At 43.1% G+C, this 24,023-nt stretch carries 21 protein-coding genes; 9 read left to right on the forward strand and 12 right to left on the reverse strand.

Features of this window, described 5'->3' with window-relative positions:
- Positions 1-117: 117 nt before the first annotated feature.
- From Len3610_RS10905 to Len3610_RS10925, 5 genes are all read right to left on the reverse strand, one after another.
- Positions 118-1,323: a M20 metallopeptidase family protein gene (locus tag Len3610_RS10905; RefSeq protein WP_255259565.1), complete on the reverse strand. Its 1,206-nt coding sequence runs from the start codon at positions 1,321-1,323 to the stop codon at positions 118-120.
- Positions 1,324-1,502: 179 nt separating this feature from the next.
- Positions 1,503-1,886 (reverse strand): RidA family protein, encoded by a 384-nt coding sequence (locus Len3610_RS10910; RefSeq protein WP_176447975.1) that lies wholly within the window; start codon positions 1,884-1,886, stop codon positions 1,503-1,505.
- Positions 1,887-1,910: 24 nt separating this feature from the next.
- Positions 1,911-3,020 carry an NAD-dependent succinate-semialdehyde dehydrogenase gene (locus Len3610_RS10915; protein WP_369693691.1) on the reverse strand — a complete coding sequence of 370 codons (1,110 nt, stop codon included), beginning with the start codon at positions 3,018-3,020 and terminating at the stop codon, positions 1,911-1,913.
- A gap of 446 nt (positions 3,021-3,466) precedes the next feature.
- Complete coding sequence (gene gabT, locus Len3610_RS10920) at positions 3,467-4,819, reverse strand: 4-aminobutyrate--2-oxoglutarate transaminase (RefSeq protein WP_176447976.1); 1,353 nt, start codon at positions 4,817-4,819, stop codon at positions 3,467-3,469.
- A gap of 28 nt (positions 4,820-4,847) precedes the next feature.
- The gene (locus Len3610_RS10925; RefSeq protein WP_255259566.1) at positions 4,848-5,504 is read right to left on the reverse strand and encodes a GntR family transcriptional regulator; all 657 of its coding nucleotides are present in this window, start codon (positions 5,502-5,504) and stop codon (positions 4,848-4,850) included.
- 762 nt (positions 5,505-6,266) lie between these two features.
- Here Len3610_RS10925 and Len3610_RS10930 point away from each other — a divergent pair.
- The gene (locus Len3610_RS10930) at positions 6,267-7,007 is read left to right on the forward strand and encodes an NAD(P)-dependent oxidoreductase (protein ID WP_255259567.1); all 741 of its coding nucleotides are present in this window, start codon (positions 6,267-6,269) and stop codon (positions 7,005-7,007) included.
- Between the two features lie 858 nt (positions 7,008-7,865).
- Here Len3610_RS10930 and Len3610_RS10935 read toward each other — a convergent pair.
- On the reverse strand, positions 7,866-9,053 hold the full coding sequence (locus Len3610_RS10935) for a M24 family metallopeptidase (protein WP_176447977.1): 1,188 nt from the start codon (positions 9,051-9,053) through the stop codon (positions 7,866-7,868).
- A 582-nt stretch (positions 9,054-9,635) separates the two neighbouring features.
- On the opposite strand from Len3610_RS10935, the gene Len3610_RS10940 reads away from it, so the two are divergent.
- The gene (locus Len3610_RS10940) at positions 9,636-10,049 is read left to right on the forward strand and encodes a hypothetical protein (RefSeq protein ID WP_176447978.1); all 414 of its coding nucleotides are present in this window, start codon (positions 9,636-9,638) and stop codon (positions 10,047-10,049) included.
- A gap of 158 nt (positions 10,050-10,207) precedes the next feature.
- The gene (locus tag Len3610_RS10945) at positions 10,208-10,657 is read left to right on the forward strand and encodes a flavodoxin domain-containing protein (protein ID WP_176447979.1); all 450 of its coding nucleotides are present in this window, start codon (positions 10,208-10,210) and stop codon (positions 10,655-10,657) included.
- 270 nt (positions 10,658-10,927) lie between these two features.
- On the opposite strand, the gene Len3610_RS10950 is transcribed toward Len3610_RS10945, so the two are convergent.
- Positions 10,928-11,644, reverse strand: coding sequence for an FAD-dependent oxidoreductase (locus Len3610_RS10950; RefSeq protein ID WP_176447980.1), 717 nt, complete (start codon positions 11,642-11,644; stop codon positions 10,928-10,930).
- Positions 11,645-11,760: 116 nt separating this feature from the next.
- On the reverse strand, positions 11,761-12,753 hold the full coding sequence (locus Len3610_RS10955) for a sodium:calcium antiporter (RefSeq protein WP_176447981.1): 993 nt from the start codon (positions 12,751-12,753) through the stop codon (positions 11,761-11,763).
- A 519-nt stretch (positions 12,754-13,272) separates the two neighbouring features.
- Between Len3610_RS10955 and Len3610_RS10960 the strand changes: the two genes are divergently transcribed.
- The 6 genes from Len3610_RS10960 (at position 13,273) to hisD (ending at position 20,420) form a co-directional block, all read left to right on the forward strand.
- Positions 13,273-14,322: a dipeptidase gene (locus Len3610_RS10960; RefSeq protein ID WP_176447982.1), complete on the forward strand. Its 1,050-nt coding sequence runs from the start codon at positions 13,273-13,275 to the stop codon at positions 14,320-14,322.
- 370 nt (positions 14,323-14,692) lie between these two features.
- A complete protein-coding gene (locus Len3610_RS10965) occupies positions 14,693-15,475 on the forward strand; it encodes an ABC transporter ATP-binding protein (RefSeq protein ID WP_176447983.1) in 783 nt (260 codons plus the stop codon).
- Positions 15,459-16,220: an ABC transporter permease gene (locus Len3610_RS10970; RefSeq protein ID WP_176447984.1), complete on the forward strand. Its 762-nt coding sequence runs from the start codon at positions 15,459-15,461 to the stop codon at positions 16,218-16,220. The genes Len3610_RS10965 and Len3610_RS10970 overlap by 17 nt, the downstream gene beginning before the upstream one ends.
- A 118-nt stretch (positions 16,221-16,338) precedes the next feature.
- Complete coding sequence (locus tag Len3610_RS10975) at positions 16,339-17,340, forward strand: aliphatic sulfonate ABC transporter substrate-binding protein (protein WP_369693570.1); 1,002 nt, start codon at positions 16,339-16,341, stop codon at positions 17,338-17,340.
- Between the two features lie 687 nt (positions 17,341-18,027).
- Positions 18,028-19,014, forward strand: a complete 987-nt coding sequence (locus Len3610_RS10980; RefSeq protein ID WP_176447985.1) for a LacI family DNA-binding transcriptional regulator — start codon at positions 18,028-18,030, stop codon at positions 19,012-19,014.
- A gap of 122 nt (positions 19,015-19,136) precedes the next feature.
- Entirely contained in the window at positions 19,137-20,420 is a 1,284-nt protein-coding gene (gene hisD / locus Len3610_RS10985) for a histidinol dehydrogenase (RefSeq protein WP_176447986.1), read from the forward strand.
- A 103-nt stretch (positions 20,421-20,523) separates the two neighbouring features.
- Here the strand turns inward: hisD and Len3610_RS10990 are convergent, their stop codons facing one another.
- The 4 genes from Len3610_RS10990 to otnK all read right to left on the reverse strand — a co-directional run bounded on the left by Len3610_RS10990 (position 20,524) and on the right by otnK (position 23,953).
- On the reverse strand, positions 20,524-21,288 hold the full coding sequence (locus tag Len3610_RS10990; RefSeq protein WP_176447987.1) for an SDR family NAD(P)-dependent oxidoreductase: 765 nt from the start codon (positions 21,286-21,288) through the stop codon (positions 20,524-20,526).
- A 35-nt stretch (positions 21,289-21,323) separates the two neighbouring features.
- Positions 21,324-21,983 carry an aspartate/glutamate racemase family protein gene (locus Len3610_RS10995; protein WP_176447988.1) on the reverse strand — a complete coding sequence of 220 codons (660 nt, stop codon included), beginning with the start codon at positions 21,981-21,983 and terminating at the stop codon, positions 21,324-21,326.
- A 129-nt stretch (positions 21,984-22,112) separates the two neighbouring features.
- The gene (locus tag Len3610_RS11000) at positions 22,113-22,697 is read right to left on the reverse strand and encodes a class II aldolase/adducin family protein (RefSeq protein WP_176447989.1); all 585 of its coding nucleotides are present in this window, start codon (positions 22,695-22,697) and stop codon (positions 22,113-22,115) included.
- A 14-nt stretch (positions 22,698-22,711) separates the two neighbouring features.
- Positions 22,712-23,953 carry a 3-oxo-tetronate kinase gene (otnK, locus tag Len3610_RS11005; RefSeq protein WP_176447990.1) on the reverse strand — a complete coding sequence of 414 codons (1,242 nt, stop codon included), beginning with the start codon at positions 23,951-23,953 and terminating at the stop codon, positions 22,712-22,714.
- Positions 23,954-24,023 lie beyond the last annotated feature (70 nt).

Below are 24,023 nucleotides of genomic sequence, written 5' to 3' on the forward strand. Positions count from 1 at the left end.
GTTTGGTGCTGATCTCGCACGGTTTGAGTCGCCCGCCGCACGATTCTAAGATTTTCCCGAATAAAATTCAGCCTGACCATACTGTGCAGCAGCCGTTCAATTAAGTATCCTCATCCATTATTTCTTTTCAGCCAAAAAACGTCTCACATTTTCCGCCAAAATCGAGACACCGATTGGCAATACATTCTCGTCGATATCAAAATGAGGTGTATGCAAATCACGGGACTGTTCATCCCCCACTGCACACCCCAAAAAGAACATCGCTCCTGGTACAATCTGTGTCATATGAGCAAAGTCCTCGCCTCCTAATCCAAACGGCCTATCAAGCAATTCGAAGTCAGGATAAAGATCTTTGAATGTCTCACGGATCATCCGATTCACGTCCTGATCATTATATAACGCGGGATCCTCAGGCTTTATCGCCAATTGATAATCACCATCCAAAGATCTGACCAGGGAAAAGGCTTTATCCAATTCCTTATGCAGCAATTCACGGACATCAGGATGGTAGCTGCGCATGGTCCCCTTTACATGAACTTCGGATGGAATGACATTACCCGCAGATCCGCTTTGAATACTGCCTACGCTTACGACTGCCGAATCTAGAGGGGAAACCCGGCGTGCGACAATACCATGCAATGCCTGTAAGACCGGGCCAAGCATCCAGATCGGATCTTCTCCCAGATGGGGATACGCACCATGACCGCCGCTTCCACGGACCGTCGCTTCAAATACATCGACATTGGCCATACTGTACCCATCATGGACTTTGACACTTCCAACCTGATCTTCAGGGCTCATGTGGAGAGCGAGAACACGATCCACATCATTCAAGACGCCTTTTCTGATCATATAGGGGGCACCGGTTGATCCATGCTCATCTGCCTTCTCCTCGGCGGGCTGGAATAAAAATTTAACGGTTCCTTCCAGTTCACCGTTTTGAAATAAGTTTCCTATCAAACTGGCAACACCCAAACCGATTGCCGAATGTGCATCATGTCCGCATGCATGCATAACGCCTTCATGTTCTGACCGGTAATGACATGCATTCGCCTCTTGGATTGGGAGTGCATCCATATCTGCCCGGATCGCAATAACTGGTCCGGAACCGGATGAAATCGTTCCCAATATTGCCGTTGGGTAACCCACACCTGATTCAACGTGCATACCAGGGATTTTCTCCAAAGCTTCGGCGATAAAGCGTGACGTTTCCACTTCCTGAAAACTTAATTCCGGCCATTTATGAAAATGCTGCCGCCACGCTGATATCTGCCCAAACATTGCCTGTGCCTTTGTTTGTATATCATTATACGTGGTTGCCAAATTGATCCCCCCTGCCATATGGTCTATCAAACTTCCCAAAAGTAAGAAGAGATGAATCGGTTAAGAAAACTTTGGCACACGCTCAGGGGCGTCTGCCGAAGTTTTCTAAAAGGGTCAATCATCATTTTTTCTGCATTGCAAACCAGCAATTACCTTAGAGGCAATCTCCTGGTGTCTTATCAGTCAACGGATGCGATCGCTGTGATTTCAACGTCGGTTTCCAGCAGCTGGCTGCCAATTGTAATGCGTGCCGGTTTCACGTCAACATCCTCAAAATAAGATTCATAGGCTTTGTTGAATCCCTGGACCGTTTCCTCATTCAAATCGGATAAATGGCAGGTCACGTATACGAGATTTGACAATCCTGCATCCTTCTCTGCCAGTATACTTTTTATATTTTCCAGACTGGCAGCGGTTTGTGCAGCAATCGAAGCGCCAACTGATTCACCATTTGCCTTTACACCGTCCTGACCGGAAACAAAGATCAATGAATCTGTCTTCACACCCTGTGAATATGGACCACTTGGTTTTGGGGCGTTCAATGTTTCAATCGCCTCTTTCACTTGGCAACAGTCCTTTCTGCGGTATTATTTCATACCAATCGATACATATTGGGACTCAACAAATTCTTCGATGCCCTCATGTCCGCCTTCACGGCCAATACCGCTTTCTTTCATACCGCCGAATGGTACTTGTGCGGCAGATGGACCGCCATCATTCCAGCCAACAATGCCAAAATCAAGTTTTTCAATCAGCTGGTGACCCCGGGATACATTTTCCGTAAATACATACGCTGCGAGACCATACGGCGTGTCATTCGCCAATTTAGCCGCTTCGTCATCAGATGTGATTTTTTCAACAGGGGTTACCGGGCCAAACGTTTCTTCCTGCATCACAACCATTGATTGATCGACATCTTTGATAACCGTCGGCTGGTAAAAGTGACCGTCGTATTCGGTAAGGGCGTCACCACCGGTTACCACTTCAGCCCCTTTGGAGACAGCATCATCAACATGGCGTTTCACCTTATCGAGTCCGTCCTGATTAATCAGCGGACCGATCTGAACGGAATCATCCATCCCATCGCCGACTTTTAATTCCTTAACAGCTTCTGTCAGCTTATCGACAAACTTGTTATAAATGCCTTCCTGCACATAGATCCGGTTGGCGCAAATACAAGTTTGCCCTGCATTCCGGAACTTGGATGTGACCGTGCCTTTTACTGCCAGATCGACGTCTGCATCATCCAGGACAACGAGCGGTGCATGACCGCCAAGTTCAAGTGACAATTTCTTCACCTGATCCGCACTTTGACGGATTAATGTTTTGCCGACCTCTGTTGAGCCAGTGAATGTGACTTTACGGACCTTGCTGCTTTCCATGGATACTTTAGCAATCTTGGAAGATGAACCTGTTACAAGGTTGACAACCCCTTTTGGAAAACCAGCCTCCTCCACAAGTTCCATCAGTTTAACAGCAGTCAGCGGGCTGTCACTTGATGGCTTCATGATAATCGTGCACCCTGATGCAAGCGCAGGTCCCATTTTGCGTGTCAGCATGGCGGCCGGAAAATTCCATGGTGTAATGGCCGTCACCACACCGACCGGTTTTTTCCATACTTGCAGACGTTTGCCTGCTGCATGCGTTGGAACGGTGTCACCGTAAATCCGTTTCCCTTCCTCAGCAAACCATTTAATGAAAGAAGCGGCATAATTTCACTCCCTCTTGATTTCATTTAATCGGTTTGCCCATTTCAAGCGTCATAATCCTGGCCATATCTTTCCTGATTAATCAAGCATCAGCTGATTCAATTTTTTCCAGGTAGCCTGCCCCGGTCATAAGCCGTCAGTTCGACCATGACAGAAATGCTTCATACGCTGCGTCAACTGCCTTTTCTGCTTCTTTTTCACCGCCATAAGGAACTGTCCCGACAACTTCACCATTTGCGGATTCACAACATCATCGTATCAAGTTCGCTGCCTGCCCATTCACATTAATACTCATTAATAGTTTTTGTTTTTACCCGCCCATTTCTGCATCACTCCCATCTTGAAAATTAGCAGGCTGATACACATCATAGATTCATAGACTATTTTTCCGTTGTACCAGCCTTTTTCAGAACTTTATCCGAAAATCGGGATGCTTAAACTTTCACACTTGCTGTTGCTGCTTCGATTGCCTCTTCCAGAATATCAAGGCCTTCTTCAAGCTGTTCATCTGTAGTCACAAGTGGCATCAATAGACGAACAACATTATCATAGACACCAGCGTTCAAGGCGATAAGGCCACGTTCGCGTGCTTCCTTCAATACCTGAGCGGTCATGTCTTTATCCGGTTCTTTTGTGTCACGGTCTTTGACAAACTCCAATGCACACATGGCACCGAGTCCGCGGTAATCACCAATGCCATCAAATCGGTCGTACATTTTGCCGAACTTATCCATCACCTTTTCGCCGATCTTAACTGCCCGATCATTCAAATTTTCATTTTCCATGACATCAAGAACGGCCAAACCTGCACGGCAGCCAAGCGGCGTTCCGCAATAGGTTCCGCCCAGCTCACCCTTTTGAGCGAAATCCATCACTTCCTGCCGGCTGATTATGCCACTGATTGGCAGGCCGGCTGCCATTGATTTGGAAACCGTGACTAAATCCGGCTCCACACCAAAATGTTCCATCGCAAAATATTTACCGGTCCGGCCAAACCCTGTCTGAATTTCATCAGCGATAAACAGGATGCCATGCTGCTTGCACAGTTCATATACCCCTTGAACAAATTTTTTACTCGGGATAATAAAGCCGCTTTCACCCTGAACCGGTTCCATAAAGAAGGCAGCTACCTGAGACGGGTCGACTTCCGTAATGAAAAAGTCCTCTACCCGTTTGAGCAGTTCATCCGTATAAGCTTCCTCACTCATACCCTCAGGGCGACGATAATTGTACGGGAATGGTGCATGATAGACTTCCGGGGCAAACGGTCCATATTCGTATTTGTACGGTTTAACCTTTCCCGTCATTGACATCGCCAGCAAGGTCCGTCCATGAAATCCACCGGAGACCGAAACGACAGCCTGACGTCCCGTATACTTGCGGGCAATTTTCACGGCATTTTCATTCGCTTCTGCCCCGCTGTTCAAAAACATCACTTTTTTATCAAATCTGCCTGGTGACAGATCGGCCAGTTTTTCCGCGAGCTCAACATACGAATCATACATCATGACGTTGAACCCGGTATGAATGTATTTTGGAGCCTGATCCTGCAGAGCGCTTACAACCGTATCATGGCTGTGGCCGACATTGTTGACGCCAATTGCACCGGCAAAGTCGATAAATTGATTGCCATCAATGTCCTTAAGGAGTGCTCCTTTAGCGGATTCCACAAATGTCGGTGTACCATAGCTGACACCATGTGGAACCGCATCATGTCTCCGGTCAAGCAATGCTTTTGCCTTAGGTCCCGGCAGTTGGGTTTTGACGTTCGCAAATTGTTTACGCATACGTTTAGCCTCCTTAAATTTAATAGCATCATTGCCCGAGCAATTTTGTCTCGACGTATTCGATATGTTCCCTGACTCTCCCATTCACTGTATGCACATCGTTCGAGACTAATGCGTCGAGCAATTGTTTATGCTCATCATAAAAAGACTGCGGACTGGAATAGTACCTGTCAAGATGCATGAGAAATGTCCTGATCTGTACTTGAAGAGAATCATAAATTTTGATGATTCTTGAATTGCCGCACAAACCTACAACAAAACTGTGAAATTGCATATCAAGGTCAAATAGTCCATTCCAGTCTTTTTCATCCGCTTTTTCCTTCATCTCGCTCACAATCGCCTCTAATTTCTGTAAGTGCTCAGATTCCAGACGCGGCATGGCCTGCATAAAGGCATGCGACTCAATCAGCGTGCGCAGCTCAATCATTTCGTTTGCATCCTGATCAGTAAAATCAGCAACATAGGTACCTTTTCGTGCCTGGCTGACAACCAGTTCTTCACTTTCGAGAATTTTCAGTGCTTCCCGTATCGTGCTGCGGCTCACATCGTAGGTTTCTGCAAGTTCTGTTTCCAGTAAACGCTCACCAAATTGAATTTCCTCATTCCAAATTTTCCGCTTTATCTGGTCAGCAATGAGTTCACTTAATGGTTTTTGCATAATGACGTTATGATCATATGGTTGCAAAACCCAATTACTCCCTTCTTTTAAGTTAAGCACTTATGTCGATTGTCGACAATGAACATCTTATCCCTATCTTAATTTAGTTATGTATCATTGTCAACTGGAATTTTGATAATTTAAAATTAATTGACTCAAGGAGCATTTGCGTCTATTTTTGAAGAAAGGCTCTTTTCGTAAATTTTTGTTCTTTAGCCTTTCGTCGTGATATAAACTGCGACACACTGAAAAATTGAGTGCAATAATAACGCTCCGGAAATACGCTCCGCTGATATTGATGTTCTGCATATTGCATGTTTTAAACCACGAAAAAGTTAACGGGGTTTCTCTCACTTGGACAGAACACAACACAAAGCTGCGGAAAAATGCGAGACTCCTGCGGGAAAGGAACAGTCTGAAGACCCCGCAGCGAGCGGTCAAGGAACAAAGGCTAAATTCGCCACGTCCTGTGGCAACGCCTTTGTGACCAACATCGTGTTGGCCCGCGAGCGAGGAGGCTGAAGCGTTCCCCGCGGAAAGCGACGAGCAAAACATCCACCGAGTAATCTGCGAGTTGCGAGGAGTGCTGCCTCATCGAAAGCACTTGCAACACGACGAGCACCCAGTATTTTTCCGCAGCGACGAACCAACACTCAGTCCAGGTAGGCTGCAAGGAAGACTTTCCAGTAATTACGTCGCAGTTTATGGATTTTGTGTCAGACTAGTAATCTTTTAAAAATAGCCTTAATAAGAGCCTATTATTTGATAACGTGAAACGGAGGGATTGTTTTGACGAAAAAAATAACAGCGTACAACCGTGTCGAACAGCCGGTATTGGATGATTTGAGAAAAAGGTATGACGTTCGTTTTTTTAAAGACATCGACACAAAAAACGATCCGGCATTTCTGGAGCATTTACGGCAGTCTGAAGGAATCATCGGACTCGAATTGCCTGTCGATGCTGAACTGCTGGACAATGCTCCGAACTTGAAAATTGTCAGTAACGTCTCTGTCGGATACAACAACCTGGATTTGGATAATATGACGAAACGAAACATCATGGCCACCAACACACCCGGAATCCTTACCGATACAGTGGCGGATGCAGTTTTCGGCATTCTGGTCGCCACCGCCAGACGTATTCCGGAATTAGATCAATTCGTCAAAAACGGTGAGTGGCAGATCGAATCAATCGAAAGCGACCAATATGGTCTCAATGTACACCATAAAACGTTAGGCATCATCGGGATGGGGCGGATCGGTAAAGCAATCGCACAACGAGGGCATTTCGGTTTTGATATGGACATTTTATACCACAGCCGCAGCCGGAAACCTGATGCCGAGGAAACATTTGACGCCGGATACCGCAGTCTCGATGAATTACTGGAAGAATCCGATTTCGTCTGCATGATCACGCCTCTGACACCGGAAACCGAGAGAATGATCGGAAAACGCGAATTTCAGTTTATGAAAAAATCGGCCATATTCATTAACGGCTCCCGTGGTCAAACAGTCGTGAAGCGGAATTGATCGAAGCGCTTCAAAAACGGTGACATCACAGCTGCCGGCCTTGAATGTAATTTGAAAATGAAACCGGTTGATCCAGACAATCCACTTTTAAAAATGAAAAATGTTGTATCAACACCCGCATAATCGGTCGTCCACCCATGAAACAGAAACTTGCCATGTCACAACTTGCTGCCAAGATCTTTGAAGCCGGTAATAATGGCGAAACACCACCGAATCTGGTTAACCCGGACTCACGGCAGGACTAAACCTGCGTATAAACAGCCCGTACATCCATTTTTGGTACGGCTTTTGCTGTTTTGAAAGTCATTACGGGAATCACACCAGAGCAGATGATCTACAGTTTGTAAACGTAAAATCTTAAACTGCGACGTAGAGTGCCTATGTTGATTTCCGTTCCGGGCAGTCCGCCGCACTTAGGGCAACGCTTCAGCCTCCTCGGAAGAAAACCGCTTCCTGCTCAGGTCTAGCTGCCCGCTTTCCCGCAGGAGTCTCCTGCCCTCCACTCCAATCAACACTTTCAAGAGAGATTTAATTAAACAACACAAAATGAGATTATAAACAGCAAACAGTGGAAGGAAATACGCGGCGACTCCAGCGGGAGAATAGGTATAGGTGAGACCCCGCAGTGCGCCAGCAATCTTTTCTGCGAGGAGCGTATGCCTCGCCGAGATTACTTGCAACGCGACGAGCACGAGGAGGCTCACCAGCCGCCCTAAGGTGCGCGGAGCGTATTTCCGGAGCGGTGTTGGAGCACATTTTCAGTGTGTCGCAATTTATCTCAAACTACGAGGTAAAACAGTTTACGACAAATGCCTTACAAAATGAACCAAACTGTAGACATACAAAATGTCTCTACACTTAAGCCAGCCGGATATTTGGTTTAACCATCAGTTCACGCGGGAATTCCGCGAGAATTTCACAACCAGTTTCAGTTACCCTGAACGATTCGCTAATCTCAACACCCATATTCTCCATCCAAATACCGGGTATCAAATGAAATGTCATGTTTGGCTCCAAAACGGTTTGATCATCCGGTCTGAGACTTGCTGTATGCTCTCCCCAGTCCGGCGGGTAATTAAGCCCCACCGAATAGCCCATTCGCGACTCTTTTTTGATACCGCTCTTTTCAATGACACGCCGCCAGACACCTTCCAATTCTTCACATGTAACCCCCGGTCTGACCGCATCCAGCGTCGTGTTAATCCCTTCAAGTACAACATCTGAAACATACTGCATATCTTCAGAAGGCCTTCCGATCACAGCTGTTCTTGCCAGTGGTGAGTGATAGCGCCGGTAGCAGCCGGCTAATTCGATAATGACTGGATCCCCATCTTTAAACCTGTCGTCCGTCCAGGTCAAATGGGATGCGGATGTTTTGTCACCCGTCGGCAGCAATGGAACGATTGACGGATAATCACCGCCAAAATCCTCTGTACCACTTATTTGCGCATGGGATATTTCAGCAACAACATCGCATTCCCGAACGCCCTCATTAATCATATCGAAAGCCACCTGCATGGCGTTTTCGGAAATTCGGGCAGCTTGCTTAAGATAAGAAATCTCCCGCTCTGATTTAATAATACGTACCCAGTTCACCATATTGGTACCATCTTTAAAGGTGGCATTCGGCAAACCTTGTGTTAAACGCATATAACTTTTTGCCGTAAAATAATAAGCATCCATTTCAACGGCTATTGTTTGTTTATCATAATTTTGTTCATTCAACAAATCACATATAAAATCCATTGGGTGTTTCGTTGATGACTGAACATAACTGTCATCATATGAAACGATATGACTTTCGTCGAGCCATGTGGTATGCAGGGCCGCATTCGCATCCTGGCCCCGACCGATCCAAACCGGCTGATCTTCATCGATAATAACAATTAGCATTTGATGAACATAAAATGACCATGCATCATACCCGGTCAAGTAGTTCATGTTCGCCGGATCAGTGATCATCAGTAAATCCACCCCGGCATCAGCCATCCGGTACTTTGTATTGTTCAACCGCTCATGGAACTCTGAAATAGGAAATGTTAACACAGATTTTCCCTCCCCGTCATACATACTAGCGATATCATGAAACCGCTTACTATTTGTCGACGTTTTGCAGGATGTGCTGTTTTGTGATGAAAATTTGAATCATTGATTGTAAAAAAATCAGGTCCGGAATGCTTGTTAGAAATGAATGGACTAGTCTGTCGATTGTCGACAATTGCTTAATTATATTATATTCATGAAAATTCACAGTGTCAATTATTATTTAAATAATTTGAAATATTTATTTTTATATAGGTGTTTTCTCAAAACAATACGCATATGGACATCAATACTCAAATGACTCTATGCAAGACCTGTTTCAGAAGCAAATGTGATGATTGTTTAACAAGAACCCCGCCTTTCTTTACCCATACATTCCAAACTTAAAACATAACATCCTATTTGGTGTGCCGTTCGTGTATGCAATCTGCTGTCAGAAAAGTGGGGTAATAACAAAAGAAGTTAAGTTGGCTGCAATAATTGATTTTTACTTTAGTTCTTAAAAATTGATGTGGATCAAGTGAAAAGTCTGCAACAGGTGTCATACTAAATGTGAAATTAAGATTTATCCTGGATGTGGACGCTATGAAAAAAATCGTATTCGTTTCAATCATAACGATAACTGCCTCTTTGGCGGTGCTCATGCAGGTTGAATGGGGAATGCAAAAATTTACGGATACGCTTAATGTGAACCCGGATAACCTAACCGAACTGAAACTATCCCTGCCAAGTGACAGCAGCTATAAAACGACCGATGATCATGAGACAATCCAGGAATTCGTTGGCTATCTGAAAACGGTAAAGTATAAAAAAATCAGAGGTAATGAGCCATCTGAATTGCCGATGAGTGGCAGTATGATTTATTTGTATGAAGATGAAGACGCGGATTTCATCGTTCTTTTTGAAGATAAAGTTCTGATTAGCCACTATTTTTATGAAATGAAATCCGGCACAATTGAAATGGAATATCTCAGGAAATATTATCATTCAATTGAATAATTATTATTTCGCCCGCACCACTTATATACATCAACAAGCAGCGACCTTTTCGTAAACGTCCAAAAACTTTCTTAAATATGTCATGTTTTTAAATTGAAAACAGTTCTCATTAGACGGTATAATAAATCCAGGTCAGGATGTTTTAAGGAGATGATTATATGGCTAAAGTCTTAGTATTATACGCTAGTCTGACAGGCAGTACTGAAATAATGGCCGAGGAGATGACCAATCACCTAAAAGAAAAAGGTCATGATGTGGAACATAAATCATTTGACCTCGATCCAATTGACGCTCAGCGATTGGAAGAGTTTGACAGTATCCTGTTTGGATCATATTCATGGGACGACGATATTCCGTTTGAAGTGGAAGACTTTTATTTCGATATGGATGATGTTGATCTTACCGGAAAAACGGTTGGTGTTTTCGGATCTTGTGACACTTATTATGATATATACGGACCGGCTATTGACACCCTTGCAGCGAAGTCACAGGAACGGAACGCAACTGTTTATGAGGAAAAATTCAAGTTCGAACTTGAGCCGGATGATAAAGATATTGACCACGGTTTCGAGTTTGCCGATGCCGTTATAAATCTCGGGGCAAAATAACCCCTCAAATACCGGACATTGACTTTTTACCAATAACGCGAATCCAGTAAAAGCGGTACCGGATTCGCGTTAATTTATACCACATAAACCTCATAGAAAAAACGCTGACGCGTCTTTTCAGATGCCAGAGGTCAGAGGCAGGATTGGAAGAAATCGGTGAGTTAGCCGATTTCAAGATTGAAGTCTTCATCTAAAATGTTATAGTTTCCAACCTCATTAAAAAACTGCCACAGCGCTGCCACCATGACAGTTTTGCTATATGAGCCTCTATTAGTAGCCATAAAACTCTTCGGCACGGATGTTATCCTCATTTGCACCGGCTTCAACGAGCATATCATACATCGCATTGACCATATCACCCGGACCGGAAAGATAATAAATGGGTTCACTTACGTCGGATACATAACGTTTCAGCATTTCCTCATCAATATAGCCGCTTTCCCCGTTCCATTCATCAGCGCCCGCTTTCGTCATGACCGGAATATACTTGAAATTCGGATTCTTTTCCTCAAATGCTTTGAAATCCGATTGAAATGGTGCATCTTCAGGGGTTGTGTTGGAATGAAGCAGGGTCATATCATGAGAAGTCTGCTTATTCGTTGCTTCGGCTATCATACTTCGAATCGGTGTAATCCCAATACCGCCAATAATAAAAACAGCCGGCGTTGACTCTGTTTTATGCAGTGTAAAGTTTCCAATCGGTCCGTCAAATTTCACCTCTGAGCCCTCCGGCAATTTTTCCAGTTCCCGTTTAAAGGCCGAATCCCGTATTCGTGTTGCCGTCACCAGATCATTTTCGGATGGGGCATGGACAAAGGAAAACTCCCGGCTATTCCCTTTTTCACCCGTTTCACTTGGATCAATCAACGTAAAATCACCGAACTGGCCCGCCTTGAATTCAAACCCATCCGGCATCTCCCAGTGAAACGCCATCGTATCATTCGCGATCTCCTCTTTTCGAAGCAATTTGATTTTTTCTTCTGCCATACGTTTCAACTCCTTTTACAACTAACTCACTGGTAATCATTCTATTTGTACTTTTCCCTGAATATACCCGGCTAAACACGAGGCAACATACAACGACCGTTAACCGGGCAAATGAGTCAACTATTAAAAATCAGATACTGTACGAAAAAATAGCCAATGACCGTTATGATGGAAGGGATACTGTATACCCATAGCGATGCTGAACGTTTTCGCATGAATGCCCAAATCACAACCGCAACAAGTAAGGTTCCCCCAATCGCTGAAAGGAGATGCGACACAGACGCATCTGCCAGGATCGATCCTTTCTGATAAATGACATCTGAAGCCGCAAGTATAAACATATTTAGCATATTGCTTCCAAGAATTGCTCCGGTTGCCAAATTAACGTTTTTTAAACGCAATGCCTGATAAACAGATACCCCTTCCGGCAGTGAGGTTGTCGCTGCAATCAGAAAGCTTCCTATGAAACTGGAGCCCATACCAGTTACAGCGGCAATCTTGTCACCCGTAATCGAAAGCAATGTTCCCGCTCCCAGTATAAAAATGGCTGCAATAATAAAGCCGATCACCGCATGTTTCACAGAGATGGATTTCTTTTTGGCCGGTGCTTGTTCCGCTTCCTTTACTTCTTCTTCACTAACGGTTGGTGATGGCATTCTGCTGATTACCACCATTCCAAGAATATAAACCATCATGATCAGCAACGCGTCCACACCAACTCCGAAAATGGTATAATCAAGACGAAGCAGCAATGCGGCTGATACAAGAATCATCAAAATCAGGCCCAAAATTGCCGTATACTTATGATTGTCACTCGCTAAATGAAATAGCCTGTGCCGCCTGTAATATAAATCAAACACCGCAAGTATGAATACATTAAAAAGATTGGAGCCAAGCATATTCCCGACTGCTATATCAACATTATCAATAATGACAGCAGAGAAACTTGTCGTCACTTCCGGCAATGACGTGGCACCAGCCAGCAAAATCGTCCCGACAATCATCCCGCCCATTGCTGTTTTTTCACTGATCACATCAGCATACTCTGATAATTTCATGGCAGTATATACTGTTAATGCAGCTGCTAATAGAAACCATACAAATACCAACGTAACAACTCCTTATGTATTGGGACTGCCCATGCCTATAATGTACCCTGAAAGATAAATTTTAAAGACAAAATTAGACATAATACGAGGGAATTGTAACGCAAAAAAATATTAGCAGCCAATAATAACCACTTTCATTCCTACAAACGCCCATAATTGTCTATAGCGGACGGCTATAAATTGCGGGAAAATCGCTGTAGTTTAAGTCGAAACCGCTGTAGATTTTTAGCTCGGCGCTGTAGATTGATGTGAAATCGCTGTAGTTTGAGAAGAGTTCGCTGCAGATTTAACGAGGTTCGCTGTAATTTGAGCCTGAATCGCTGTAGTTCCAACGTTAATAAGCGTAACAACCACGGATGAAGTGATTTTTCGGCAGTGTATCTTTCAATGACAAATTCCAGATCTATCTGTATTTAATGGAAGTCAGGTGGTTCATAACTATTTTTTGCACACCCAAACTAATGCACTGTTTAGTATGATATGATACAAACAAAACGATAATTAAAGGAGCGATAAAACATGACCCAATTCCCCGTTTTCGACGGACATAACGATACATTACTCAGACTTCACACATCCGATACTCCAGCATCATTTTTTGAGGAAAGCTCAGATGGACACATTGATTTGCCCCGTGCTAAGAAAGGTGGGCTTGGCGGTGGTTTTTTTGCCGTATTCACGCCGAATGAAAACTATGAAGTTGAACCGGAAAACTACTTAACGGAGAACGGCTATGATGTGCCGCTGCCGCCACCAATCTCCCAGGAAAAAGCCTTAGCATTCACAAACGCACTCGGAGCCAGATTATTCAAGCTGGAATCTGAGGCAAATGACCAGTTAAAAGTTGTGCGGACGGCCGATGAGTTGAAGCATTGTCTGGAAAATGACATCATGGCAGCCATTTTTCATATCGAAGGGGCTGAGGCGATCGATACCGATTTTAACGCCCTGCATGTGCTTCATCGAGCAGGACTGCGGTCACTCGGCATTACCTGGAGCCGGCCGAATAAATACGGGGAAGGCGTGCCGTTTCGCTATCCATCGTCTCCCGATACCGGCGGCGGACTCACAGACGCCGGCAAAGCGCTCGTCCGGAAATGCAATCAGTTGGGCATCATGATTGATAACACCCATCTTAACGAAAAAGGATTTTGGGATGTTGCCAGTCTCACTGACGCTCCGCTTGTCGCAACCCATTCGAACGCACATGCGCTGAGCCCAATTGCGCGGAACCTGACCGACAAACAGATCACCGCCATTGCTGAATCAAATGGTGTTGTTGGTATTAACTATGCGGTAAACATGCTGCGCGAGGATGGCGGGCTCGGAACAGATATTTCGCTGGATAAAATTGTCCGGCATGTGGCTTATATCGCCGAAAAATTTGGTGTTGATCATGTGGCTTTGGGGTCCGATTTTGACGGCACGACCGTTCCTGACTCACTAAAAGATGTCACCGGTTTGCCAAAGCTGGTTGATCGCTTAAAAGCTCATGGTTTTCATGATGACGAACTGAAGAAAATCACACACGGAAATTGGATTCGTGTGCTGGAAGATACGTGGAAGTGAGTTAAAGTACATCTTGAAGCCGATAGCTCTGAGGAGGGTTATTGGGTTTTTAGGTTAAGCCGGAAGCCGTCGATATCTGAGATTAACCGCACAACTTCCCCTGTCATCTTAGTTATCCGGGTGAAGTATCAAACGAAAAGCTGTTGATAACCATCATATCAACAGCTATTCGTTTCCCTCTGTGGACTGCTTTATCTCCTCTCAAAATTCCTTATTTTACCTGATATATCCTGCTAAAGCCCATTTTTTTAAAATCACCCAATTTGTACAAGTTTCCCTCTTGGAAAAACATACCTTCCATGATACAATACGCTAAAACCTATATTCCCGATAAACTTAGTTTGTTTTAAATGAGGAGTGAAATAAACCCATGTACCTGAGTGTTAACAACGTCGGCAAGTCATTTCCCCGTCATGGTGAAGAGCCGCTAAAGGCACTTGAAACGATTAATCTGCCAATCAATCAAGGTGAATTCATCTCATTACTTGGGCCGTCCGGATGCGGCAAATCAACACTGCTTTCCATTATGGCCGGATTGACAGAGCCCTCATCCGGTTCAGTCAGTCTGGAAAATGAACGCATAACCGAACCCGGACCGGATAAAAGCATGGTTTTTCAGGAGCCGGCCTTATTTCCGTGGATGTCGGTTAAGGAAAATGTCACGTTTCCACTGCGCAAAAAGCTGCGTAAAAAGGAACAGGAATCAGCAGTCGCCCATTTTTTACAAATGGTCCATCTCAGCCAATTTGCCGAAAATTATCCACATGAACTCTCCGGCGGCATGCAGCAGCGCGTAGCTATTGCCAGGGCGCTGGCGATGGATTCGGGCCTGCTTTTAATGGATGAACCATTCGGAGCGCTGGATGAACAAACCCGACAGGTGCTTCAAGATGAAGTAGAGAAAATCTGGCAAGAAACGAAAAAGACTATCGTATTTGTCACACATAGCATCCGTGAAGCTATTAAACTGTCAGATCGCATTATCATCATGAGTGCACGTCCGGGCACAATCATTTCAGACTTTAAAGTGGATCTGGAGCGCCCGCGTCAGCAAAAAGATATGGCCCTTTTGGAAGAAGACGTTATGGCCATCCTGAAAAAAGAAATTGAAAGCGTGATGAAAGAGGAGTTGCAACATGCCGGCAGTCATTAAACGTATTATCTTTTTCACGATTCTTATTTTAATCTGGCAGGGGATTTTCCTCCTTGGCATTTGGCCGGAATCCATGATACCCAGTCCGTTTACTGTGGCTGAAACAATCATCGCCGGTTTTGCCGATATGACACTCGTTTATGATATTTTGGCCAGTTTCCGTCATCTCTTAATCGGACTCGCCGTTTCACTCGTCATCGGGACCCTTCTCGGCGTGCTGCTTGCCAAGGTGAAATTGGCTGATGAGACACTTGGCACGATGATTTTGGCCCTGCAAAGTGTCCCGAGCATTGTCTGGGTGCCACTTGCTATTATTTGGTTTGGCTTTACCGAAGCGTCCATTATTTTTGTCGTTGTCATTGGCGGAACATTTGTCATGACGATGAATATGCGTATCGGGATTAAAAACGTCGCACCGATTTATCTGAAAGCCGCCCGGACGATGGGGTCAAAGGGAATGGATTTATTTTTTAAAGTGGTAGTTCCAGCATCCATCCCGCACGCCGTCACCGGTGTCCGGCTGGCATGGGCATTCAGCTGGCGCGCTCTGATGGCCGGTGAAATGCTGAGCACGGGACCCGGACTGGGTTACACACTCAGTTATGCATCTGATTTTAACAATATGAGTCTTGTTATCGGGATTATTATCATTATTGGCGTCATTGGTTCAATTGTCGATCAGCTGATATTCCAGCGAATTGAAAATAAAGTTCTCAAACGCTGGGGGATGGAAGAAGCAGCATAAGAAAAACTCAGGCCTAACCTCGTTTTCCAGAGGTCAGAGGCCGGATTGGAAGAGATCAGCAAGCTGGCTTGTTTCTGCATCACCCTATATTAAACAACAACATCAGAAAGGGGTTTTTATGTTGAAAAAACTTTTTGGTCTTTTAATGGTAAGCATACTTCTGGTGCTGGCAGCATGCGGCAGCGGCAGTGGTGAAGCTTCAGGAGGCAGCGGTGAAAGTGAAACAGTTACCATTGGCTATTTTCCTAATCTGAACCACGCACCGGCGATGGTTGCCAAACAGAAAGGAATGTATGAAGAACACCTCGGAGGCAATGTCAATGTCGAATACCAGACATTCCCGGATGGTGCTACGTTTATGAAAGCACTGGCTGCCGGTGAAATTGAAGGCGGACTCGTCGGACCGGGACCGGCAATGAACAGCTTTATTTCCGGTGTGGATGCCCAGATAATCGGCGCCTCTTCAACCGGAGGAACGGTAATCGTCTCCCGTAATGGAAGCGGCATTGAGTCCTGGGAAGACGTTGAAGGGTCAACCTTTATTTCACCACGTGTCGGATGCACACACAATGTTCAATTTGAAACATATATGAAAGAAAGAGGCGTTACCTCCGAACGTACCGGTGGCTCCATGACTCATGTAACCGGTGAGCCGGCAAGGTATCAGTCCATGTTTGAAAATGGTGACGTTGATGTCGCCACAGCGCCCGAACCATGGGCATCCGTTATGGAACAAGAAGTGGATGCCAATGTCGTCATCCCGACAAGCGAAATTTCGTTCGGGGAAACATTGCCGGCAGCTGTCATGGTCACATCCGATGACATGGTTGATAACAACAGCGAACAGGTCCAAAAATTAGTTGACGCCCATAAGGAAGCTGTTAACTATATTAACGATAACCCGGACGAAGCAATCGACATTACCATCGAAGGTATTGCCGACATCACAGATCAACAGCTGGAAAAAAGCGCAATGGAAAATGCTTGGGAGCGCACAAATTTCACCTATGAAGTCAATCCTGACGTCATCCAGGAATTCGGCAACTCATCACATGACCTGCAATTCCTGAAAGAGCAGCCGGATTTTGAAGGGTTTGTGAATACGTCGTTTGTGGAGTAGGTTTGAGAAGGCTTATGTACAAAAAGCACGGTGCACTTGAAAATTGAGGGCCGTGCTTTTTAATAAGGTGTACGTAAAAATATCTTAAACAGGGTTTTGTCCAAGTTGCATTTTTCTGAATGAATCACGTCAGCAAGTTTTTTTATTTCCTTTATGTTAATTCCACGCATATAACCTGAATTCCTGCCAAGTTATACCTATGTTGGAATATCAATCCTTAGGTACTTATAAGGGTTTACTTGCATTTTGATCATTTCGCCAATATAGTGCTTGTACCATTGCTATTTAAAGTGGATTCATAAACAGCCGAGGTTTATACCGTTCATGGTTTGAAAGAAAAGCGACAAACAGAAGAGCAGTTGGAGAAATGGATTTAGAGTTGGAAATTTTATATCATACCCTGACAGAAAAGAACTTTTTTTTGGCATTCTCTAACTGGCTTGTATCCTAATTTAGAAGGAAGTCTTGTTGTATTTCCTTACTCAATCCTCGCATATTTAATTTGATATTGTAGTGCAGTTATGTGCATTTTCAACGGGATGGCTTCGCGGATAATGGTTAGGTTTGATGATTGCATCGGAGACCGATCAAAGTTATCATGATTGGGACGGCAATGTACTAAAACCTGTTCTACCGTTATTAGTACCTACCAAAGATTAAACTATCCGTTTAGATTGGAGCATCAACATGGAAAAGAAGATTATTTCAGCTAAGGACGTAGCTAAGTTGGCGAATGTTTCTCAATCTACCGTTTCACGAGTTTTTACTACTGGTGCAAGTGTTTCTGAAAAATCGAGAAAGAAAGTATTGAAGGTAGCAGAAGAATTAAATTATCGCCCCAATGCATTAGCAAGAGGCTTAATAAAACGAAAAACAAATATAGTCGGCCTGGCAATGAAAGATATTCAAAATCCTTTTTATCACGAAGTTTTGGGTATGTTCACACAAAAGTTAAGGGAGAAAGGGTTTAGCGTGTTATTTGTATATACGGAAAATGAAGAGATTGAACAAGGTGAGATAAATAATTTTCTGGAATATAATGTGGGAGGAATTATTGTCACCGATGCACTTCTGTCTTCTAATTTAGTCACCAAACTCCATAACAATAACATTCCGGTAATATTATTCAACCGGTACCACAAGGATATAGACTGTCATTCTGTTTCTTGTGATAATATAAAAGCTGCATCAGAAATTGCTTCTTATATTTATGATAAAGGATACCGGGATATTGTTTTTATTACAGGGAAAAGTAATGCATCAACAAGCAGAGATAGACAAAAGGGCTTCACTGATTTTTTTAAACACAAAGGGATAGCCATTACTATTTTAGAGGGAGATTATTCCTACGAGACATCCTACCATCTAACAGAAACTATAATTGAAAACGGTCACGAGCCTGAGGTGGTTTTTGGGGCTAATGATATTACAGCGATAGGTGCCTTAGATGCGTTAAAGGCAATGTCTATTTCTGTGCCAGAGGATGTTGTTGTTATAGGATTTGATAATATAAAAATGTCTTCCTGGCCTAGTTATATGCTATCTACTTGGGCACAGCCAATAGAAGAAATGGTAAATGAAACAATAAATCTACTTTTGACAAATCCGAAACGTACTAATAAAGAAACATTAAAACTAAAAGGTCATTTTATTGATCGTAATACGACAAAATAATAGAAACACTTTTTCATTGACAATTGTAACCGTTTCCGTTTATATTTTATATAAAGCTATTTACATAGCTTTTTATTTAAATATTTTTGCATACGTATGCAAAATGGAGGGAGAGAGATAACATGGCAACATATCTCAAAAAAGGGAAAATAGAAGAAGATATCCAGAAAGAAGATGCAAAGGTATCCGAAATCGTCCGTTCAACTATTAATAACATTGAAAATGAAGGGGATAAAGCAGTCAGAGAGCTATCGGAGAAATTCGATAACTGGAGTCCAGATAGCTTTCGATTAACCGGGGAACAAATTGAAGAGATTTGCTCAACTATTCCTGAACAAACGGTAAAAGACATCGAGTTTGCACAAAGCAATATAAGGAAATTTGCTGAAGAACAACGAAATTCCATGAAAGACATTGAAGTAGAAATGATGCCTGGTGTACTACTTGGTCATAAAAACATTCCTGTAAACAGTGTAGGCTGCTACATACCTGGTGGTCGCTATCCAATGGTGGCTTCTGCTCATATGAGTGTTCTAACTGCTAAAGTAGCTGGCGTGAACAGAGTGATTGCTTGCACTCCACCAATAAATGGCGAAATACCTGCTACAACTGTTTTTGCCATGCACAAAGCAGGCGCAGATGAAATTTATATTCTTGGCGGAATTCAGGCTATGGCCGGAATGGCTATTGGGACAGAAACGATCGCACCTGTAGATATGATTGTTGGACCAGGTAATGCATTTGTTGCGGAAACAAAACGTCTGCTTTACGGGCGGGTTGGAATTGACTTGTTGGCGGGTCCAACTGAAACTCTTGTTGTTGCAGACGAAACAAGTGATCCAGAAATAATTGCCACAGATCTTTTAGGACAAGGCGAACACGGACCGACATCCCCCGGTGCTTTAATAACAACATCTAAAGGCATTGCTGAGGAGACATTAAAAGAAATTGAACGACAATTAAAAGTCTTACCTACTGCTGATGTCGCAAGTGTTTCCTGGGAAGATTACGGACAAATTATCCTCGTTGATGATGAGCAAGAGGCTTTAAAAGAAGCAGACCGTCTGGCATTTGAACATGTGGAAATTTTAACGAAAAAACCTGATTTCTTTTTAGAAAACATGACGAATTACGGTTGCCTATTCTTAGGGCCAGAAACTAATGTCGCTTATGGAGATAAAGTAATTGGAACGAACCATACATTGCCAACAAAAGGAGCAGCTAAGTACACTGGGGGGCTTTGGGTAGGTAAGTTTTTAAAAACTGTTACTTATCAAAAGATCACTTCGGAAGAACAAAGTGCTTACATCGGTGAATATGCTGCCAGGCTTTGCCAGCTGGAAAATTTCTCAGGTCATGCTGAACAAGCGTTATTACGCGTTCGTAAGTATGGAAACAAAAAATAAAGGTAACTTTTTTAAACAGAAATGAAATATAAGAAAAACCGGGCGAAGTTGCCCGGTTTTTCTTATATATTAATGCCGATTATTTGATGTAACTCCTATCTATTTACCAAACAGTCCATCCACCATCCACAAAAATTGTTTGTCCTGTCACCATGCTTGAAGATGCGGAACTTAAATATAATATCGCCCCGAATAAATCTTCTGGTTTGGCTAGACGGCCAAGGGGGATACGGCTCATTACATCTTTTTGAAAATCAGGCTCCTCAAACATCGGTTTCGTAAGTGGCGTTTCAACGAATGTCGGAGCGACAGCATTAACGTTTATATTATGATTGGCCCACTCGATAGCGAGAGACCGTGTCAATTGGGTTATGCCGCCTTTACTCGAACTGTAAGCACTGCGTTTATAATATCCGACAGCCGCCATCTGTGAAGACATATTAATAATTTTTCCATTCTCGCTTTTCTTTATATATTCTGCAGCAGCTTGACAGCAGAAGAAGGCACTTTTTAAGTTCAGATCCAGAACTTGATCCCAATCCTCTTCAGTGATCTCTTCTGCCGGTTTTGTAATATTTGTTCCTGCGTTATTTAATAAGATATCAATTTGGCCAAAGTGATCATTGATTTTTTCCATAGCAGGCTGGATCTTTTCTGTGTTTTTTATATCGAGTGGTACGGCAAGAGCCTTATATCCTGAATCTGTAAGTTCTTTTTCAAGTGCTTTAAGCTTATCTTCATTTCTTGCGATAAGTGCAACACTTGCTCCTGACTCAGCCATAAATTTCGCAATCTCAATCCCAAGTCCTTGGCTCGCACCAGTAATAACGGCTACTTTCCCTGTTAGGTCAAAAAGTTTATTTATCATATGCTTCCATTCCTTCCATAAGGCCTCAATCCCTATTAACCTTTTTCAGCAAGCTTAACAATTGCATTTGCACTAACTTCCGGACCAGTTAAAATTGGCGTTGAACCTCTTTCGTAAGAATCAAGTGAACGTGCCATAGAGTACTGTGCGAGTATAAGGGCATCAGAGTCCTTGGATAGTTTGTCAATTTCTGTGTGGATTAATTCGTCATGCTTGGCTTGATTCGCTTTTTGTAAAGCTTGGAAAGCCTCCGGTATGACGACAGTATTGACATCAATCGTTTTCCCTTTCTCTTCAGCAGTTTTATATAGTAAGTTTGTTGTTGTGGGGCCAGCTTTTGCTACCGTTGCAATGACGCCGATTTTACCTCCAATTTCTACCGCTTTATCCAACATACTTTCATCTGAACTCAGTGCTGGTACACCAAACAAATGCGTGATCTCAGGAACGTACGGAGAAAATGAAGAACATGTTAATAAAATAGCGTCGGCACCTGCGTCTTCTGCTTTTCCAGTGATATCCATTAATCTTCTAATCATACTTTGTGTGATTGTATTCGTTTCATTTAATTCATAAATTAGTCCTTCATCCATCACATTGATCAAATCTACAGATGGATGATGTGTATGAAAAGCATGCAAAATTGGTTGAACAGAATTCATCGTTGCATGAACCAGGCCAATTTTTGTACTCATCGTATTCCCTCCAATAAAATAAATGGCTGTTACTTTGCTACAATTGATACCGTCTCTTAGTAACTGCTGGTTTGATATCAATTTTGAAAAACATTCTTCTACTCAGATCCGGTTTCGAACAGAAAGAAACTATAATCTATTGCGCAACTCCCATGCAATATTGGTACTTTCTTCCAGTTCTTCCAGTGCATTAAAAGCATGCATTAAATCGTTCCCTGGAACAACGGGGCCATGGTGACTTAAAAGCCAGCCATCACTGTCTGCTACACGTTCATCAAATGCATCAAAAAGCTCTTTACTTCCAGGGTGTTCATAAGGAATTAAACCGACAGTTCCCAACTGCATTTTCAAATATGGAGTATGATCTGGAATGCAATCTGATTCATTTAAATCTGGTACACAGCTCCAAAGCACAGAATATTTACTATGGACATGTATAACTGCACCAGTTTGGGGTTTTGCTTTGAAAGCAGATAAATGTAATGGCAGCTCTTTACTCGGTTTTAATTTATCGTACCTGCGGCCATCAAGACCCACAACAGCAAAATCATTTGGACTCAATTTTCCAAAACATGTTCCACTGCCTGTGATATAAACTTTATCCTGATGTAAAAAACTTAAATTCGCAACACTCCCTGTAGCTTTACCACGGTCGAATAGGCTGCGGGCAACCCATATAGCATCATCAAACTTTTCCTCTAAACTTTTATCCATACTTCCCCCATCCTTCAATATGTTAAAGATAATGCACGTAGAAAAAAGTCCGTATCTCCAAAATTTCCACTTTTGAGCACTATTTGTATTCGGGTATCCTGTGTAGGGATCATAACAGGTACTCCTGGTGCGATACTTTGCCCAATATGGTATCCTGTATATCCTAATCTTTTTGTTACCGCTCCACTTGTTTCCCCTCCAGCTACAATAATCCGATGATATCCTTCTTTCGCAGCAAGTGCTGCCAAATCCGCCATAGCTTTTTCCAATGTTTCGGCAACTTCTTCTTTTCCTTGTTCCTGTGTTCGTCTAACATTCTCTGGTGTATCACTGCTATAAACTAATACAGAGTTCTTCCTGTTTTGAGAGATGAAGTTCCAAATGTTTTCCACCGATTCTTCACCTGATAATAATTTCATTGGGTCAATAAAATAACTTTCCCCACCAGATTTTTCATACTCAGCAATCTGATTTCTAGTTGCTTCACTGCAACTGCCAGATAAAATTAGAGCCGGTGCTCCTGAGGCTGCAAAGTCTTTGGCTTCTAAACTTTTCTTGTATTTTTTCGCCAACGGCTCTGCCAGCCCACTCCCACCAGTAATCAGTTTTAAATCCCCAAAAGATCGAACCAATTTTTCTGCATCTTCTTCTTTTTCATAGTCGGGTATAATATAAAACCGCTCTGCATCTATTTCGTTTGATACATTTTCGATAAATTCATCAGTATCCTCTTCCCGATGAGAATTCGGTAATTTTACACTTGGATAATTACTTTGCGCATCCATTAAGCGAACCAAATCGCTATCCCACATCGGTGTATGTGGATGATCTTTCATCGGGCTTTCGTGTAATGGAATGCCTTTTACATATAAATGTCCTTCTTTAACCGTTCGTCCATTTACCGGGAGAGCGGGGCAAAGAATGGTATGGGGCACATCAAGTTCTTCCATTACAGCGTCACAAATTGGTCCTATGTTACCTTCAGGTGTAGAATCAAACGTAGAACAGTATTTTACATAAAATTGTTGTACTCCACGCTCCTGCAGCCACTTTATTGCTTCGAGAGATTCGTTGACAGCCGTTTTTGTTTCCTGAGTACGTGTTTTTAAGGCTATTACACATACATCGGCTTCTTCAGTAATGTCCCCTTCAGGTATACCATTGTACAAAGTTGTACTGAGGCCGCCTTTTACAAAGAAAGAGGCTATATCACTTCCACCAGTAAAATCATCTGCAATACAACCAATGCGAAACATATTTACCTCCTGGTATTTCATAATTATTAAGAATTAATTCAGTTGAGTCGAATCCACTTAGAGTAATATT

The sequence above is a fragment of the Lentibacillus sp. CBA3610 genome (assembly GCF_013373365.1).
GTDB lineage: Bacteria > Bacillota > Bacilli > Bacillales > Amphibacillaceae > Lentibacillus.

What these genes read in the sequence shown, in the direction of transcription:
- gabT (WP_176447976.1), bottom strand. Translation starts at nt 4,819, where the DNA reads ATGCGTAAACAATTTGCGAACGTCAAAACCCAACTGCCGGGACCTAAG.
- Len3610_RS10940 (WP_176447978.1), top strand. Translation starts at nt 9,636, where the DNA reads ATGAAAAAAATCGTATTCGTTTCAATCATAACGATAACTGCCTCTTTG.
- Len3610_RS10945 (WP_176447979.1), top strand. Translation starts at nt 10,208, where the DNA reads ATGGCTAAAGTCTTAGTATTATACGCTAGTCTGACAGGCAGTACTGAA.
- Len3610_RS10950 (WP_176447980.1), bottom strand. Translation starts at nt 11,644, where the DNA reads ATGGCAGAAGAAAAAATCAAATTGCTTCGAAAAGAGGAGATCGCGAAT.
- Len3610_RS10960 (WP_176447982.1), top strand. Translation starts at nt 13,273, where the DNA reads ATGACCCAATTCCCCGTTTTCGACGGACATAACGATACATTACTCAGA.
- Len3610_RS10965 (WP_176447983.1), top strand. Translation starts at nt 14,693, where the DNA reads ATGTACCTGAGTGTTAACAACGTCGGCAAGTCATTTCCCCGTCATGGT.
- Len3610_RS10970 (WP_176447984.1), top strand. Translation starts at nt 15,459, where the DNA reads ATGCCGGCAGTCATTAAACGTATTATCTTTTTCACGATTCTTATTTTA.
- Len3610_RS10975 (WP_369693570.1), top strand. Translation starts at nt 16,339, where the DNA reads ATGTTGAAAAAACTTTTTGGTCTTTTAATGGTAAGCATACTTCTGGTG.
- Len3610_RS10980 (WP_176447985.1), top strand. Translation starts at nt 18,028, where the DNA reads ATGGAAAAGAAGATTATTTCAGCTAAGGACGTAGCTAAGTTGGCGAAT.
- hisD (WP_176447986.1), top strand. Translation starts at nt 19,137, where the DNA reads ATGGCAACATATCTCAAAAAAGGGAAAATAGAAGAAGATATCCAGAAA.
- Len3610_RS10990 (WP_176447987.1), bottom strand. Translation starts at nt 21,288, where the DNA reads ATGATAAATAAACTTTTTGACCTAACAGGGAAAGTAGCCGTTATTACT.
- Len3610_RS10995 (WP_176447988.1), bottom strand. Translation starts at nt 21,983, where the DNA reads ATGAGTACAAAAATTGGCCTGGTTCATGCAACGATGAATTCTGTTCAA.
- Len3610_RS11000 (WP_176447989.1), bottom strand. Translation starts at nt 22,697, where the DNA reads ATGGATAAAAGTTTAGAGGAAAAGTTTGATGATGCTATATGGGTTGCC.
- otnK (WP_176447990.1), bottom strand. Translation starts at nt 23,953, where the DNA reads ATGTTTCGCATTGGTTGTATTGCAGATGATTTTACTGGTGGAAGTGAT.